Source organism: Pantoea sp. WMus005 (assembly GCF_013415305.1).
GTDB lineage: Bacteria > Pseudomonadota > Gammaproteobacteria > Enterobacterales > Enterobacteriaceae > Pantoea > Pantoea rara.
Map to the genome: position 1 here is coordinate 116503 of NZ_JACBXU010000003.1, position 15614 is coordinate 132116.

The window sequence follows — 15614 nt, forward strand, 5'->3', positions numbered from 1 at the left end:
GACGTCCGGATTGCGCATTACCGCAGCGATTAATCAAACGCCAGCAGACCGGACGTTTCAGTCTTTGCCACACAGGCCTGTTTCCGTTGAACGGCAGGAGCCCCCATTCAATCTTTACTGGAGTCCGGACTGAGCAAACGCGCACGGGAGACATCAAGAATTTCGTCTGCCAGTCCGGAGCTTTCCGGACAAGCGCGCGAAAGCATGAGTGCACCAACAAGCTGCGCTATAGTCGTTAAAAGCTCTTCACGCGTGACATTTTCGGATTCGAGGACGGCAATTTGTCGCTCAATCCCGGCCGCAAATGTTTCCCGGATGGATTCAGACTGCCGGGCAGCATCGGTGCCCAGAGCCGACATCACGCAACCCTTTCCCATGTCATCGCGATGCTGCCGGGAAAGGTAATACGCAATAAACGCGTCACGACTCACCCCTTCGGTTTTTTCTGCCGACTGCATAAAACCGCAGGTCATCGCTTCAGCCAGCAAATCCTCTTTCGACCCAAAATGTTTGTAAAACCCGCCATGTGTTAACCCAGCGGCTGACATCAGCTCAGCGACGCCTACGCCATCGTAACCACGCTGACGAAAAAGCGCTGACGCCGTTTCCACGACCCGCACCCGGTTTTCGCGTACCTGCTCTTTAGACACTTTCATTTTATTTCTCCTGCAACAGATCCTGATTATACATTGATGATGATCATAATCAAACCGGTTGACTTTAATGATTATGATCATCATCATTAAAAAGTTGCTTTTATCCGCTCATCCGCTGAGGAATAACCATGACCAATCACTCTTTATTTCAACCTTATGAACTGGGGGCTGTCACGCTTGCGAATCGTATTGTGATGGCACCGCTGACGCGCAACCGCGCCGGAGCAGGCCTTGTCCCCGGTGAACTGGCTGCGACCTATTACGCGCAGCGAGCCACTGCAGGGTTGCTGATTACCGAGGCCACGCAGATCTCAGAACAGGCGCAGGGATATCAGGATACGCCGGGGATCTACACGCAGGATCAGATCGCGGGCTGGCGGAAAGTCACTGACGCGGTGCATGACAGAGGTGGACGCATATTTGTACAACTGTGGCACGTGGGACGAATTTCGCATGTCGATTTACAGCCAGGAGGCGCTGCCCCGGTCGCACCGTCTGCTATCCGTGCCGAGACTAAAACCTTTGTGAACAACGGCTTTGCTGACGTCTCTGAGCCACGTGCGCTCGAACATAATGAAATAAAAGGGATTGTCGACGATTTCAGAAAGGCATCGGCCAATGCCATTGCCGCCGGATTTGATGGTGTTGAGATCCACGGCGCGAATGGGTATCTGCTGGAACAGTTTCTGAAAGATGGCGCAAACCAGCGTACCGATGAATATGGCGGTTCTGTTGAAAATCGTGCTCGTCTGCTGCTGGACGTCGTGGAGGCCGTTAAAGATGAGATTGGGGCAGAACGCACGGGCGTGCGCATTTCACCCGTCTCGCCTGCTAATGCCATTTCATGCAGCGATCCACAGCCACAATATGACTACCTTGCAGACCAGCTTAACGCTTCAGGTATCACCTATCTGCATGTCGTTGAAGGCACGACGGGCGGCCCACGTGATGCATCACCGTTCGATTACGCTTCTCTGCGTCGGCGCTTTAAAAATACGTACATCGGTAACAATGGTTATGACCTGGCGCTGGCGTCAGACCATCTTTCACAGGACAAAGCCGATTTATTTGCCTTCGGTCGCCCCTTCATTTCTAACCCCGATTTAGTCGAAAGACTTAAGACGGGAGCGCCACTGGCCCCGCTTAACCCTGAAACGCTGTATGGCGGGGGTGCGCAGGGTTACACCGATTATCCAGCGCTTAGCGAAAACCCCTGACAACGCCAGGAGCATCGCAGTTGTGCGTGCATCGCTGACGGCAATTTCAATCAATTAAATGAAGAAGATAAAATTATGACTAAAGCTTCGGTTCTCATCACGGGCGCATCAGCAGGCATTGGTGCGGTGTACGCTGAACGTTTTGCGCGTCGTGGACATGATCTTATTCTGGTTGCTCGCGACCAGAACAGATTAGAAGAGCTGGCGGCCCGGCTGCGACAGGAAAACCCTGTTTCCGTCGATGTTCTGCCTGCCGACCTCACCGTAAAGAGTGATTTAGCCGCCGTTGAAGCGCGCCTGCGGGAAGACACGCGGATAGGCATTCTTATCAATAACGCCGGTATCGCCCAGACCGGCGGTTTTACCGGGCAGACGCCTGATTCCATCGAACGCCTCATCGCACTTAACGTCACAGCACTGACGAGGCTGGCCAGTGCTGTGGCTCCCCGTTTTGCAGAGGCCGGAGGTGGCTCAATCGTCAATATCAGTTCCATCGTCGGACTTGCCCCGGAATTTGCTATGACGGTTTACGGCGCAACCAAAGCGTTTGTTCTTTTCCTGTCGCAGGGAATGCACGTTGAGCTGTCATCAAAGGGTATCTATGTTCAGGCGGTGCTCCCGGCGGGGACTTACACCGAAATCTGGGAACGTGCCGGCATCGACATCACTCATGCTTCTAAAATGATGGACGTGGGCGAACTGGTTGACGCCGCTATGACGGGTTTTGACCGCCGCGAGCTCGTGACCATTCCGCCATTACACCAGGCTGAGCGCTGGGATGTTCTTGATGCCTCCCGTCAGGGTCTGCTGTCGGACATCAGACAGGAAGAGGCCGCAGAGCGATACAAAACGCTGTAGTTAATTCTGCTCAGCGGAGCCCTTTTACAGGGTTCTGCTGAGAGATAAACCACGACCCAGGGTGCGCTATACGGCGGGAACGCTGGCTACAACACTGAATTTTGTCCCCCGGTTAGCGCCCGCCTTTATCCTGGATAAGGTCGTGCGGAATAGCCCTCAGCTTGATGCGAGAAATTAATAATGAAAAATCGGACAATGAAAGCTTTTACGTTTAAGCGCTACGGAAAATCCCCTGATCTGGGATTTGAAAATGTGGATTACCCCTCTCCTGCTGAAGATGAAATCCTGGTTAAAGTTTATGCTGTGGGTCTGAACCCCATAGACAACATGATTCCTGGGGGGATGTTCAAACCGGTTTTGCATTTTAAGCTTCCCGCTACCCTCGGCAGTGATTTATCAGGCGTGGTAATTGCGGCAGGGAGTCGTGTAACGCGATTCCGTCCAGGTGATGAAATCTTCGCCAGCATTTTCGACACAGGCACAGGGTCACTGGCCGAGTTTGCACTTGTCCCTGAAAGTCTTGCGGCCCTGAAACCTAAAAACTTAGATTTCGTGCAGGCGGCCTCTCTTCCTATGGTTAGTCTTACTTCATGGCAGGCGTTCACAGAAAGAGCCCATTTACAGCCTGGGCAAAAAGTGTTTATTCCGGCGGGTTCCGGCGGAATAGGCAGTTTTGCGATTCAGCTGGCGAAACATCTGGGCGCAGAGGTTGCAACGACAACCAGTTCAGCCAATGCAGGATGGGTGCGTCAACTGGGTGCAGATGAGGTGGTGGATTATAAAAAGCAGGCATTTGAACACGTGCTGAGTGGCTACGATATCGTCATCGGTACTCTCCGGGGAGATTTGATTGAGAAATCCCTGAATATTCTGAAACCCGGTGGAAAGATAATCTCTCTCATTGGGCCATTAGATGTTGCCTTCGCACGAACCCGACAGCTGAATATCATACTACGGATAATATTTGGCCTGATGAGCCGCAAAATTTTACGGCTTTCAAAAAAGCGCGGACTGGATTATTCCTTTCTCTTTGTTCGCCCTGATGGCGATCAGCTTACCCAAATTGGCAAATTGCTCGAAGCTGAGAAAATCAAACCGGTAATCGACAAGGTTTTTCCCTTTGCAGAAACTCAGGAGGCGCTTGGCTGGCTGCAACGCGGGCATGCGAAGGGAAAAATTGTGGTGAAAATTCATCAGGAATAACCACCCGGGTTCACGTCAGAAGTGGAAAATAATCAATAACGCTGGCGGTAAGGTCCGAAGCAGGGATACGGGTCCTGCCAGGAGCACCGGCTTCGCCTGATCCCCTCCGGTGTCCGCGCTGTGCTAATGTTGACACTAAACAGGTTCCGCTCTGAGGATTACAACATGTCACCCTTTTATCAACTCACTGCCTCCAGCCTGAATGGTCAGCTTGTCCCGATGGCCGACTACGCAGGGAAGGTCGTGCTGGTGGTTAACACCGCCAGTCATTGTGGGTTTACGCCTCAATACGCCGGTCTTGAAACACTTTACAAAAAGTATGCCGATCAGGGACTGGTCGTACTGGGCTTCCCCTGCAATCAGTTCGGGAAGCAGGAACCCGGCGACGCCGACGAGATCGCGCAGACATGCCACATCAATTACGGAGTGAGTTTCCCGATGTTTGGGAAAGTGAACGTCAATGGCTCTTCAACGCACCCGATTTTTCACTACCTGAAAGGTGAATTACCTGGCGTACTGGGTGGTCGTATTAAGTGGAACTTCACGAAGTTTCTGATCGGCCGCGACGGCAAACCGATCAAACGATTTGCCCCGACCACCACGCCGGAAAAAATGGAAGCCGCCATTCTTGCTGCCTTTTGAGGGCATGACAGTGGCTGATAACCATCAACGATGAGGATGAATTAACGATGTTCAGGAGCCAGCATTTATTATTCCTGGTACCCTTCTCGCTCGGGATAGGTTGCCTGCCGGTATCAGCGAATACTCAGTCTGTTCACACTCCGCAACTCGCTGCCTGCGAAGGCCAGAATGGCCGGGATGGGCAAAGTGGTTCCCCTGATGGTCAGAATGGCAGGAATGGCGTAGCCGGCACCGATTGCCTGAATGGCGGAAATGGCGGGAATGGCGCATCAAATGGCGGTAACGGCGGGAATGGTGGGAATGGCGCAGGGGCTACCCCCGGCACTCAACACCATCGTCACAAACATGCTGGCAATACCAACATGGATGCCAACGGAGGCAGTGGCGGGAGAGGTGGCAACGGCAGTAATGGCAGCAGCGCAGGCGCTGGCGGTCTGGGAGGTCGTGGTGGCAGTCATGGAGGCCAGGACGGAATTCCGGGGATGAGCGGTGCTTAGACGTCAGAGTCACTAAGATCTATCCGCTTTGCGCTCAAAGCGGATCATTATCTCTACTTTCAGCGTAACCCGTCAGGCAACTCACGAGCTACACCTTCATACAGGCAGCCTGAGTTTAGCTTCCAGACGCTGCAGCACGAAATTTGCAGCACCTTCAAACGCGTCATTCTGTGCCACCACCTGCAGGCCTTCCAGGATTAGCGTTATCTCTTTCGCCAGCGTCTGTGGATCGGTAATGCCCGCTGCGCCGCAGAGTGAAACCAGCCTGTTAAACTGCTTCTTCTTATGGGCAAAGATCAGCTCCCTGATTTCAGGAAATTGACCTGTGGTTTCTGCCAGGGTGTTTGTGAAAGGACATCCTCGTTGTAGTGTTCCCGCAAGGTTGTCCTTCAGATAACGGGCAAAACCCATAATCTGCGCATCCGGTTGCTGTCCGTATCGTTCCGCCAGCGCCTCCCATACCCGGTTGTAATCCTCAACCAGTAAGGTGATCCAGGCCTGTACCAGAGCCTCTTTGGACGCGAAATGCCGATAAAGGGTCATTTTTGTCGACTCCGCTTTCGCTGCGATTGCATCCACGGTGACCCGGGTAATTCCTTCCTGATAAAACAGACTTTCCGCCGCCTGCAGGATGCGTTCGCGAGGAGGCAGCCGGGGTTGTGATGTTCTGTGCATAGGTTTTCCCCTGTTGTAACGATACCAATTAGTATCGTACGATACCGATCAGTATCAATAGATACTATCCAGTATACTTAAGCGTGCCTTTAAAGCACAAGCAACCCTAAGCGGAAACCATGAAACTGACAGAATATACCTCGTTCGACGGCACCGGCCTGGCTGAACTCATCTCCCAGGGCGAAGTAACAGCGCAGGAAGTCAGAGATGCTGCCATCAACGCCATCGAAGAAGTGAACGATAAAGTGAACGCCGTCATTGAGGTCTGGGATGATGAGCGTGGCCTGCGCTCAGGCGTGCTTCAGGGCGTACCCATGCTGGTTAAGGACCTGGGCATATCGGTAAAAAACCGTCGGAATGAACTGGGGAGCCGGCTGGCAGCCGGTTACGTTTCACCGCAGGATTCCAATCTGACCCGTAAAATTCGAGAAGCAGGACTTGTGCTTCTGGGACGTACGACAACCCCCGAACTGGCTGCAAGCACGACCACGGAGCCACGCTTTAACGGCGGCACGCGCAATCCGTGGAATACAGATCACAGTGCCGGAGGTTCCAGTGGAGGTTCAGCTGCCGCTGTAGCGTCAGGCATGGTGCCAGCTGCGCATGCTACCGATGGTGGCGGGTCAATTCGGGTGCCCGCTTCCGCGAATGGTTTGTTCGGGCTGAAGCCAGGCCGCGGACGAATCAGCATGGGACCTGATGTCGATGAAGTCTGGTCTGGCCTTGCCGTGCATGGATTCGTCAGCCGAACCGTTCGTGACACCGCTGCGCTACTGAACGCCGTTCAGGGTAATCAGGCAGGTGATCCTTTTATCATCGCCGCATCCCATTCAAATCTGAATGACTGCGTATCTCAGAATCCAGGATCATTGAAAATCGGTGTAATGACGCATCCGCTGAACGGTCAGCGCAGCCAGCCAGAAGTCGTCGAAGCGCTCAGTAAAACGATCGGACTGCTTATCACGCTGGGTCATCAGGTGGAGGAGGCGACACCCCAAATCGGCAGTTGGGACAATTTTGTTGAACTGAATACCCGCTTCTGGTCTGCCAATACCGCAGCCTGGATCGATGCGCTAGCGTCAGCAACCAATAATCCCGTTAATGAAGAGATGCTGGAACCGGCAAGCCTCGCACTCTGGAAACTTGGCCACTCTCTTACGGCTACTGACCTGGTCGGTGCAATGCATATGCGAAACGCCGTCACACAAGCAATGGGGCAATTTTATCAGGCTTACGACATTCTGCTGACACCCACTCTCCCCGCCCTGCCCGGTCTGCTCGGTGAGTACAATCAACATCAGCATGACGTGGATGGGCGCGGCTGGATGCATCACGTTTTCAATCAGTCACCGTTTACTGCGCTGGCGAACGTTTGCGGAACGCCCGCTATGTCCGTTCCTATGGGCTTTCATTCTTCCCTGAATCTGCCGATTGGCATGCAGTTCTGTGCAGGCTTTAATCAGGAGAATTTATTGCTGGCGCTGGCGGGGCAGCTTGAAAACGCCTGTCCTTGGCAGACAAGAAAACCGGCGGTATGGGCTGGGCACTAAAGTCCGTTCAGAAGCATCGTCTGATGTTTTTGCCAGAAGGTGAAAGCATCAACGTCCTCCCTGCTATTTTTTGTCTTTAAAATAGCGGGGAAAAGCGACAACCCTATAAAGGCGCCTGGATACCAGCAGCTCACTGCTCAGGGTTGACGTGACACGCCTTTACAGGCATACCCCTTAGCCAGTTTTGCTGTTAGCGACCAGGTAAACAACCGGGAACTTCGGCTATTAAAAGGTCTGAGGTCGTGAGCATGCGCGCACTGGTCGTTATAAGCGGAAAAACATCGATTTCGGTGATTTTAGGCGCTGAAGTCATCACCCAGGGCTGAAAAAGAAGGAGATTAATATGATGCAGTCAGTACACCTCATGGGTGAGGGATATGAACCTCATGTGACACAAGAGGAGGGGAAACTGACCTACTCCTTGCCTGTTGATTCTGGTTTTATCAGCTATAACTTTGCGTTTGAGATCAGCCGGGACGATCTGGATATTCTGCTTTCTGATGATTACAGACGTGCTGTTCTCGAAATTATTGCGCATACCGTCCTTCAGCGTTCGACGCTAAAAGGCTATGACCGTTTTATTCAGAAAGACTTCGATAACCTGGTTGTGAAAACACTTCACTCAACACCTGCTTTCCTGCGGTTATTTATTGCGGAAATAAGCCATGAACATCACATAGTTATCGAGCATTACGTTAAAGAGATCATGGACCGACGTTCCGCCGCACAATGAATACAGCTGGACCAGAACAAATCTAAGGCAGGCAAACATCAGTCTTAGACATGTTCTTAGCGGGGACGGTATGGTGAGAGCGTCTTAATGTGTCAAAACCCTCCCCGCCATACCCCCGCGCTATCCCGCATCGTTCGCCGCTGACGCCTTTAGGCCGTCATACCGCCATCAATCACCAGTTCGGTGCCGCTGACGTAACTGCTTTCATCGGACGCCAGAAAGAGTGCTGCAGCCGCCACTTCATCAGGATTACCCAGCCGGTTTGCCGGTATCCGTGCGCTCAGCGTCTGCCTGATCTCATCGCTGGCCTGGCTAAACATCGGTGTATCGGTGGGGCCAGGGCTGAGTGTGTTAACTCTGATGCCACGTGGCGTCAGTTCGCTGTTCCAGGTGCGGGCAAAGGATCGCACTGCGGCCTTGCTGGCTGAATAGGCAGCATAGCCGGGATTCGCGATGCTTCCCGCAATCGAACCCACCAGCACAATGCTGCTGCCCTCACTCATGAGTCGCACCGCGTGCTGCACCGTCAACACCATGGCACGCACATTCAGATTAAAGATGCGATCAAGGTGCTCTTCGGTGGTCTCTTCCAGGCTCGCAGGTTCAGACAGGCCAGACGAGTTGACCAGGATGTCTAGCCGGCCTGCCCGCGCCTTGAGGGTGTCAAACAGACGCTCAAGGTCGCTTGTGCGGGTAATGTCACCTGCAATCGCCTCGATGTCACCGCCAATCAGCGCCACAGCCTCAGCCAGCTGAGCTTCACGTCGGCCCGTTATAAAAACCCGTGCGCCTTCCTGGACAAAACGACGCGCAACCGCGAGGCCAATACCGCTGCTACCGCCCGTGACCAGGGCAATCTTTCCACGTAATTTCATCATTTCAACTCCGGATAGAGGGTAGACACCCGATAGTATATTTCTTATATTTGGTGTCAATTACGCACCTGATACACACCAGATATCCTCAAGGAAACCTCATGACCACTGATATCACCGCAGTACTGGCCGAGATCAACAGTACGCGCCCTATCCTGGAACAGGTGGCAAACAAGTGGTCAGTTTTGATTCTGACCGTTTTGTGTTCTCAGCCGTCACGCTTTAACGCCATCAAGCGCAGACTCGATCCCATCACCCATAAGTCTCTGACAGAAGCATTACGCCGACTGGAACGCAACGGACTGGTGAGCCGTCGCGTGATTGCCTCCTCCCCTGTGGCGGTCGAGTATGCGATCACGCCGCTGGGCAGGACATTGCAGGATCCTTTTATCGCGCTGGTGAGCTGGGCGAAGCAACATGGGGGAGCGATGGAACTGGCACAGGGGACTTATGATGGGCGGGATAGCGAAGAATCTGCATGAACTTAGCCCGGACGGCCTTCCTGCTTGTCGATAGCGTCGGGTCGATGTGCGAATAAGTTCAGGATAAGCAGGTCCGAAAGCGGAAACCTAACATCTTCTATGGCAACTACTCCTCTACCGACGCGCAAAACTGATATGAACCATCACGGCGTGCTTTGGCCTGATACATCGCCCTGTCTGCGTTTTCGAAAAGCATTTTGGCCGATGCCGTCCCGAAGCGGGCCAGGCTGATGCCAATCGCCGCGCCGATACGCACATCCATATTATTAATGGCGAACGGCTCATGCAGACTGTCAATAATCTGCTGAGCGATGGCGGATGCCGTTTCACGGTTGCTGCACTTCGCTGCCACCACGAACTCATCTCCGCCCAGTCGCGCCACTGAATCGCCCGGACGCATGCAGCGTTGTAGCCGTTCGCTAACCTGTTGCAATAACGCATCGCCCGTTGCATGGCCCATCAGATCATTCACCGCCTTGAAACCGTTCAGGTCGATAAACATCACGGTGGTAAAGACCAGGTCGTCCGCCTGCGACAGCATGCAGCCCACCTTCTCAATGATCCAGGCACGATTATGCAGGCCGGTCAGCGTATCCAGCGTTGCCAGCTTCTCAAGGTCACGCATCCGCTCTTTGTCTCGCGTGATGTCGCGTGAGACCAGCACGGCACCGATGTTTTTTCCTGTACTGGGGTTGATGACGCCACACGCTTTGGTGCCCAGCGTGATGTAATGCCCGTCACGATGCAGTTTGCGAACCTCAACCACATCCGGCAACACGCCCCCGCTAAAAAGGCATTCCAGTGCTTCAGTTGCTAACGCCTTATCGTCGGGATGCAGGAAATCTACCACCAGCTGGCCTATGACCTCTTCGGCGGTAAAGCCCATTATTTCGCCATAGGAAGGCGAAATTGAAACATACCGGCCCTGTGCGTCGCAGTGGGCAATCAGATCGGTACTGTTTTCAATTAACAGACGATATTCTGCCGCGGTGCGCAGTGCATCCTCAAGCGCTTTACGCTGTCCGGTCACGTCAAGAATGAAGCCTTTATATTGCAGAGGAGATGCACCAGGCTGACAATCCGGCAGGCCAGCAAGAAGAACCCGTCGTGTCTTGCCGTCCAGACAGAGGATTGGCACTTCAATATGAAAAGGGGTCAGCAATTCCAGTGCTGCGGTCAATTGCAGCGCGATTTTCGCATCGTCGTCAGCCTGTGCCAGTCTTAGCCATGAACTCAGCGTCACGCCCCTGAGTTCGGGCATAAGACCCGCAGGGCTTTCCTGACTGGCGACGCAGATACCCTGGGCGTCTGTAGACCAGACAGCGGTAAAAGAGGGTTTGATCATTGTGTACATGGCGACCGACTCCGACGTTGCCGACGATATTAATGACGCTCAATACGCGTCATTACTAACCTGATTATAACTATAAATGCCCGCCTGAAGCTGAAGTGGGCTCCGGGGACGGGGCTATTATTGCAGGAATACCCGTCCTGAACGGTAGCTGACGTGGCAGGTTGTCTGGCGTGTTTTCGAAACGTTGCTCACTGCAGAGAGGTAGGTAAAACGTCAATTGCAGGAGGCAGCTTCAGCCGTATGAGCTTATGTTTATCGGTTAATCAGGGTTAAATCTTTAATCACGTCGTGTTTACTCATCAGCGGGCGCTTTAAACGGTCCGATCCTGTCTGACTGGGTAAATGCCTACCCATTGGCAACCTTGACGATATTTATGCTGTTCAGGCAATCAGAATTAGTGGCTCAATGAGGCAGCATAAATGTCAGGCGTTCATGTGCAGGCAATACAGGCCCCCTCATTATTCTTTAATTTTGCTACTCATAAGCATTGCGCTGTCAGCGATATACTTTTCAGTGCGCCTGATAATCCCTGAGCGCATCTGAGAGATGCCTTTCTGCTTACCCGCATAAAAATCCTTTTACCACAAAGTGATAAAACTAAAAGCCCCGAAAGAAATCTTCCGGCATGCATGCCTTATCCCCCTTTGTTTAGCTTTTGCAGAGCAGATCAAAAAAACGTCATCGCATTCCTTCCGCTTAATGTTTCCTTAAGAATATTCTTATAGCCTCACTGTTGTATTAGCCCATGTTGGGCTGTTCCGGAGTCTCACCCATGCAAAATAACAACACAGCTTCTTATTCTCTGAGTAAAGTACCGGCCGTTACCGCGGCTTTCTGGTTAACCAAAATTGCTGCTACTACCCTGGGTGAAACCGGCGGTGATGCGGTGACCATGTCGATGAATCTGGGTTACCTGACCGGAACGCTGATTTTCGCCATCATTTTTCTGATCGCGGTGGTGGTGCAGATTAATCGCCACAGCTTTAATAAATGGATTTACTGGTTCACTGTGGTAGCGACAACCACGGTCGGCACAACGATGGCAGATTTTGCCGATCGCTCCCTCAACATTGGTTATCTGGGCGGTACCCTGCTGCTGAGTACGCTGCTGATCCTCTCGCTCCTCCTGTGGAAAATCACCTGTGGCACGGTCGCGGTGAGCTCCGTCAACAACGCGGTCACAGAGAGTTTTTACTGGGTCACCATTATGTTTTCGCAGACGCTGGGCACGGCATTAGGTGACTGGACGGCAGACACTGAAGGTCTGGGCTACGATGGCGGGATACTGTTGTTTGTTGGCGCGCTGGCGATCATCTGGGCGGCCAGTCGCTTTACGTCACTTTCACGCACGGCACTCTTCTGGGCGGCCTTTATCCTGACCCGTCCGCTGGGTGCCGTCGTCGGCGATTTCCTGGATAAACCCCTTGCTGCAGGTGGACTGGCGCTGAGTCGATACGGTGCCTCACTGACGCTGGCACTGATCATTATCGCCTGCCTGGTCGTTCTGCCACAGCGTCCGGCAATGAAAACCGTCGCTGCAAATTAAAAAGCGTCACCGGCAGATTTACCGGCAACGCTCACATCAAAATGCATCAGGGCCGCCAGCAATGGCGGCTTTTTTATTTTCTGATGCATTACGTCCACAGGCAGTGAAATCAGACTGAGCGTTCAAGAGAGATGTTATGACCATCGGATGCGGCGGAGAGCACTGGCAGACTCTCTGCAGGCCCCTGCATCTTCACCCGAAAGGCTGTATTACTGGCATCAAGAAAAACGGTTCTCAGATGACGATTACAGATAAACCATATTTCATCGCGGTCATTTGAAAGGATGTAGTAAGCATCTGAAGTTTCAGACGGGTTAAAACAGCCCAGCGCGCGATAAGCCGTCTGGGGCGTAAAACCACTTGAAAGCGGCAGCGGCCTGGGGCCATGCGCTAACTCCTCAATCCGAAGGTAAAGTCCCTGCTCAAGCCACAGCATAATGTCACTCCCTGAAGCCAATAAAATCGGGCTGAATGTATCGGGGGCCTACCGCGAATCAGAATGCACGTCACGACAGCATCAGATAGTCGGGTAATTTGTCCGACATTCAGAATAATTATCCTGATCTGAGCATAGCAGCGGTGCGTTCTTATGCTTTTTTATCTTCAGGAATTGGCATACTACTCAAGCCGGCTGGCGATCAGTCGCAGCTGTTCGGCAATCTGCTTTAAATCCCGCTGCTGCTGCCCGGCGCTACCAGTTGAACTGCGCACCACCAGTTTTGCGGGCAGAATCGATGAAGAACGCTGCTCATCCTGCTCACTGGCTAACAACAGTCGTGCAACCGCCTCTTTGCCCTGCAAATCCAGATCCAGTGAGACCGTCGTGAGCGCCGGATAGAAGAAGGCGCTTTCATAAGTGTCGTCGTAGCCAATCACTGAGATTTGCCCCGGCACCGCCACGCCGCGCTGATGCAGCGCGCTCAGCACACCCAGTGCCATCTGGTCATTGCCCACCAGTAGCGCGCTGAATTCCGGCGCTTCCCGCAGCAGTTGCAGCACGCCGTTATAACCACTCTGCGCATCCCAGTTACCGTGGCTGACGCTGACCGGCTTCAGACGATAACTCTCCAGCGTATCCAGCCAGCTCTTTAACCGCAGATTCGCGGAGACCGACTGCTCTGGCCCGGCCAGCAGCGCGAATTCACGGTGCCCCTGCTCATAGAGATATTTAACGCTGGCGCGGGTCCCGTCAGCCGGGTTAAACGAAACGTTAAACACTGAACTGTATGGATCGACATCCAGGAACAGGCAAAGAATGTCTTCATTCTCCTGCACGATCTTCTCGGCATCGATGCTCTCCAGCGGGACGTTAATAATCATCTTATCCACCCGCTGCGACTTCAGCTCATTGATACAATTCTGCAGACTTTGATTGACGTTCTCATCAATCATGGCGATTAGCACCTGATAGTCCGCTGCATTGGCATAACGTTTAACTGCTGCAGCGACCTGTGATGGCGCATGCAAAGCCAGTGAAGTGGTCACCAGGCCCAGCGTCGTACTCTGCTTACCCACCAGCTGTTGCGCCAGTCGGTTAGGCACGTAACGCAGTGTCTCAATTGACTGCTCCACCTTGCGCCGCGTTGATTCCGAGACGTTTGCCGACTTATTCAAAACCCGCGAAACCGTCTGATACGACACGCCAGCATGACGGGCGACATCCTCTAAGGTGGCATTTTTTGATTTCATAATTCGCATCCCTGATAACCGATAACGGAATGGTATCACAGCCGCTGTGCCAGCCAGACTGCCGCAGTCACATTGCGTGATAAAAAAGTAAAAGTAACACCTTCACATAGTAATATTTGGTGATCTGATTCACTAATCCTTACAAATGCCGCCATTTTATTAGCACTGCATCACACATTATCGCGATTTTGTTTGTCACCAACCTGACATAAAGCGTTTACTGCCGCTGTCATGTGAACGTATTACAAATAAAAATTGAGGATAACATGGAAACAAGGTTACGTACTGCTGCTGTGGCGCTTGCTGCGGCCCTGACTTCCCCGACGCTCTATGCGGCTATCGACAACATTGATTTCCATGGCTATCTGCGTGGTGGCGTGGGTGTATCGCAGGATGGCGGTATCGAAGAGTTTCAGAAGAACAAAGTAGGTCGTCTCGGCAACGAAGCTGATACGTATGGCGAGGTTGAGCTGGGCAGCGAGGTCTACAAAAAGGATGATGTCAGTTTCTACGTCGATACCATGGTCAGCATGTTCTCCGACGGCTCTAACGATAACGAAACCACCCTCGGCGACGATGCGCAGTTTGGTTTACGTCAGTTGAACCTGCAGATAAAAGGGCTGGTGCCGGGTGACAAGGATGCCGTGATCTGGGGCGGTAAACGCTATTACCAGCGTCACGATCTGCATATCATTGATACTAAATACTGGAATATCTCCGGCTCGGGTGCCGGTATCGAAAACTATACGCTGGGTCCGGGCGCTATCTCGTTTGCGTGGATTCGTGGCGATGCCAATGACGTAGATTACCGCGTCGATGGCGATAACGACGTGAACATCAATTACCTCGATCTGCGCTATGCCGGCTGGAAACCCTGGAGCGGTGCCTGGACTGAGTTTGGTATTGATTACGCGATGCCGAACACCACCAAAAAACAGAAAGAATATGGTGGCCTGTATGACGCAGATAACGGCGTAATGGTCACCAGTGAAATCAGTCAGGACGTGTGGGGTGGCTATCAGAAACTGGTGTTCCAGTATGCCAATAAAGGTCTGGCGCAGAATATGATTTCGCAGGGCGGTGGCTGGTATGACATGTGGAACGATACTCAAAACTCCACCGGCTACCGCGTCATCAACACCGGCCTGCTGCCGATTACCGACAAGTTCTCACTGAATCAGGTCTTTACCTGGGGTTCAGCGGATGATGTGACCGCGCAGACCAGCAAAAGTACCCTGCTGTCGCTGGTGGGTCGTGGACAGTATCAGTTCACCCAGTATGTCCGTGGCATCGGGGAAGTCGGCAGCTTCTGGCAGAAAGATGAGAACAAAGTGGGCAGCGACTACAAACAGGCGGGTCAGAAATATACGCTGGCGCTGGGCCTGGCAGCCGGTCCCGAATTTATGTCACGTCCGGAACTGCGTCTGTTTGCTTCTTACCTGAATGACTCAGAAGACGGGCACAGCTTTAAAGACAACACCAGTAACAACACCTGGAACTTCGGCGTACAGGTCGAAGCCTGGTGGTAACCGCGCAGTCTCCTCATTGTGATCATTGTTAAGCTCTTATGCAGGGGCTTATTTGGATAACCGGCGACGGTTATCCATTTTTTTTACTTCGTATTTTTTACAGTAGC

The 15614-nt window shown here is 52.7% G+C and carries 16 protein-coding genes; 10 read left to right on the forward strand and 6 right to left on the reverse strand.

Translation table 11 applies throughout. The features are described 5' to 3' along the window. Positions 1-107: 107 nt before the first annotated feature. Positions 108-656: a TetR/AcrR family transcriptional regulator gene (locus HZZ01_RS13275; protein ID WP_179898024.1), complete on the reverse strand. Its 549-nt coding sequence runs from the start codon at positions 654-656 to the stop codon at positions 108-110. A gap of 128 nt (positions 657-784) precedes the next feature. Between HZZ01_RS13275 and HZZ01_RS13280 the strand changes: the two genes are divergently transcribed. From HZZ01_RS13280 to HZZ01_RS13300, 5 genes are all read left to right on the forward strand, one after another. Then, positions 785-1873 carry an alkene reductase gene (locus HZZ01_RS13280; RefSeq protein WP_179898026.1) on the forward strand — a complete coding sequence of 363 codons (1089 nt, stop codon included), beginning with the start codon at positions 785-787 and terminating at the stop codon, positions 1871-1873. 75 nt (positions 1874-1948) lie between these two features. Then, positions 1949-2731 carry an SDR family oxidoreductase gene (locus HZZ01_RS13285; RefSeq protein WP_179898028.1) on the forward strand — a complete coding sequence of 261 codons (783 nt, stop codon included), beginning with the start codon at positions 1949-1951 and terminating at the stop codon, positions 2729-2731. Between the two features lie 180 nt (positions 2732-2911). Beyond that, on the forward strand, positions 2912-3934 hold the full coding sequence (locus tag HZZ01_RS13290; RefSeq protein ID WP_179898031.1) for an NADP-dependent oxidoreductase: 1023 nt from the start codon (positions 2912-2914) through the stop codon (positions 3932-3934). Between the two features lie 165 nt (positions 3935-4099). Next, positions 4100-4576: a glutathione peroxidase gene (locus HZZ01_RS13295; RefSeq protein WP_179898033.1), complete on the forward strand. Its 477-nt coding sequence runs from the start codon at positions 4100-4102 to the stop codon at positions 4574-4576. A 261-nt stretch (positions 4577-4837) separates the two neighbouring features. After that, positions 4838-5062, forward strand: a complete 225-nt coding sequence (locus HZZ01_RS13300; RefSeq protein ID WP_179898035.1) for a hypothetical protein — start codon at positions 4838-4840, stop codon at positions 5060-5062. A gap of 107 nt (positions 5063-5169) precedes the next feature. Here HZZ01_RS13300 and HZZ01_RS13305 read toward each other — a convergent pair whose 3' ends face one another. Further along, a complete protein-coding gene (locus HZZ01_RS13305) occupies positions 5170-5748 on the reverse strand; it encodes a TetR/AcrR family transcriptional regulator (protein WP_179898037.1) in 579 nt (192 codons plus the stop codon). A 119-nt stretch (positions 5749-5867) separates the two neighbouring features. On the opposite strand from HZZ01_RS13305, the gene HZZ01_RS13310 reads away from it, so the two are divergent. Further along, positions 5868-7298 carry an amidase gene (locus tag HZZ01_RS13310; RefSeq protein ID WP_179898039.1) on the forward strand — a complete coding sequence of 477 codons (1431 nt, stop codon included), beginning with the start codon at positions 5868-5870 and terminating at the stop codon, positions 7296-7298. 346 nt (positions 7299-7644) lie between these two features. Beyond that, complete coding sequence (locus HZZ01_RS13315; RefSeq protein ID WP_179898375.1) at positions 7645-8031, forward strand: hypothetical protein; 387 nt, start codon at positions 7645-7647, stop codon at positions 8029-8031. Between the two features lie 149 nt (positions 8032-8180). Here HZZ01_RS13315 and HZZ01_RS13320 read toward each other — a convergent pair whose 3' ends face one another. Further along, positions 8181-8909 carry an SDR family NAD(P)-dependent oxidoreductase gene (locus HZZ01_RS13320; protein WP_179898041.1) on the reverse strand — a complete coding sequence of 243 codons (729 nt, stop codon included), beginning with the start codon at positions 8907-8909 and terminating at the stop codon, positions 8181-8183. A 98-nt stretch (positions 8910-9007) separates the two neighbouring features. Between HZZ01_RS13320 and HZZ01_RS13325 the strand changes: the two genes are divergently transcribed. Beyond that, a complete protein-coding gene (locus HZZ01_RS13325; RefSeq protein ID WP_179898044.1) occupies positions 9008-9388 on the forward strand; it encodes a helix-turn-helix domain-containing protein in 381 nt (126 codons plus the stop codon). Between the two features lie 106 nt (positions 9389-9494). Here the strand turns inward: HZZ01_RS13325 and HZZ01_RS13330 are convergent, their stop codons facing one another. After that, positions 9495-10742 carry a sensor domain-containing diguanylate cyclase gene (locus HZZ01_RS13330; protein ID WP_179898052.1) on the reverse strand — a complete coding sequence of 416 codons (1248 nt, stop codon included), beginning with the start codon at positions 10740-10742 and terminating at the stop codon, positions 9495-9497. Positions 10743-11515: 773 nt separating this feature from the next. On the opposite strand from HZZ01_RS13330, the gene HZZ01_RS13335 reads away from it, so the two are divergent. Then, a complete protein-coding gene (locus tag HZZ01_RS13335) occupies positions 11516-12289 on the forward strand; it encodes a hypothetical protein (protein WP_179898054.1) in 774 nt (257 codons plus the stop codon). 109 nt (positions 12290-12398) lie between these two features. Here HZZ01_RS13335 and HZZ01_RS13340 read toward each other — a convergent pair whose 3' ends face one another. Together HZZ01_RS13340 and HZZ01_RS13345 are read right to left on the reverse strand one after the other, a co-directional pair. Continuing rightward, positions 12399-12725 carry a hypothetical protein gene (locus HZZ01_RS13340; protein ID WP_179898056.1) on the reverse strand — a complete coding sequence of 109 codons (327 nt, stop codon included), beginning with the start codon at positions 12723-12725 and terminating at the stop codon, positions 12399-12401. Between the two features lie 182 nt (positions 12726-12907). Then, positions 12908-13978, reverse strand: a complete 1071-nt coding sequence (locus HZZ01_RS13345) for a LacI family DNA-binding transcriptional regulator (RefSeq protein WP_179898058.1) — start codon at positions 13976-13978, stop codon at positions 12908-12910. Positions 13979-14244: 266 nt separating this feature from the next. Here HZZ01_RS13345 and HZZ01_RS13350 point away from each other — a divergent pair, with 266 nt between their 5' ends. Next, positions 14245-15507: a maltoporin gene (locus tag HZZ01_RS13350; protein ID WP_179898060.1), complete on the forward strand. Its 1263-nt coding sequence runs from the start codon at positions 14245-14247 to the stop codon at positions 15505-15507. The last annotated feature ends 107 nt before the right edge of the window (positions 15508-15614 follow it).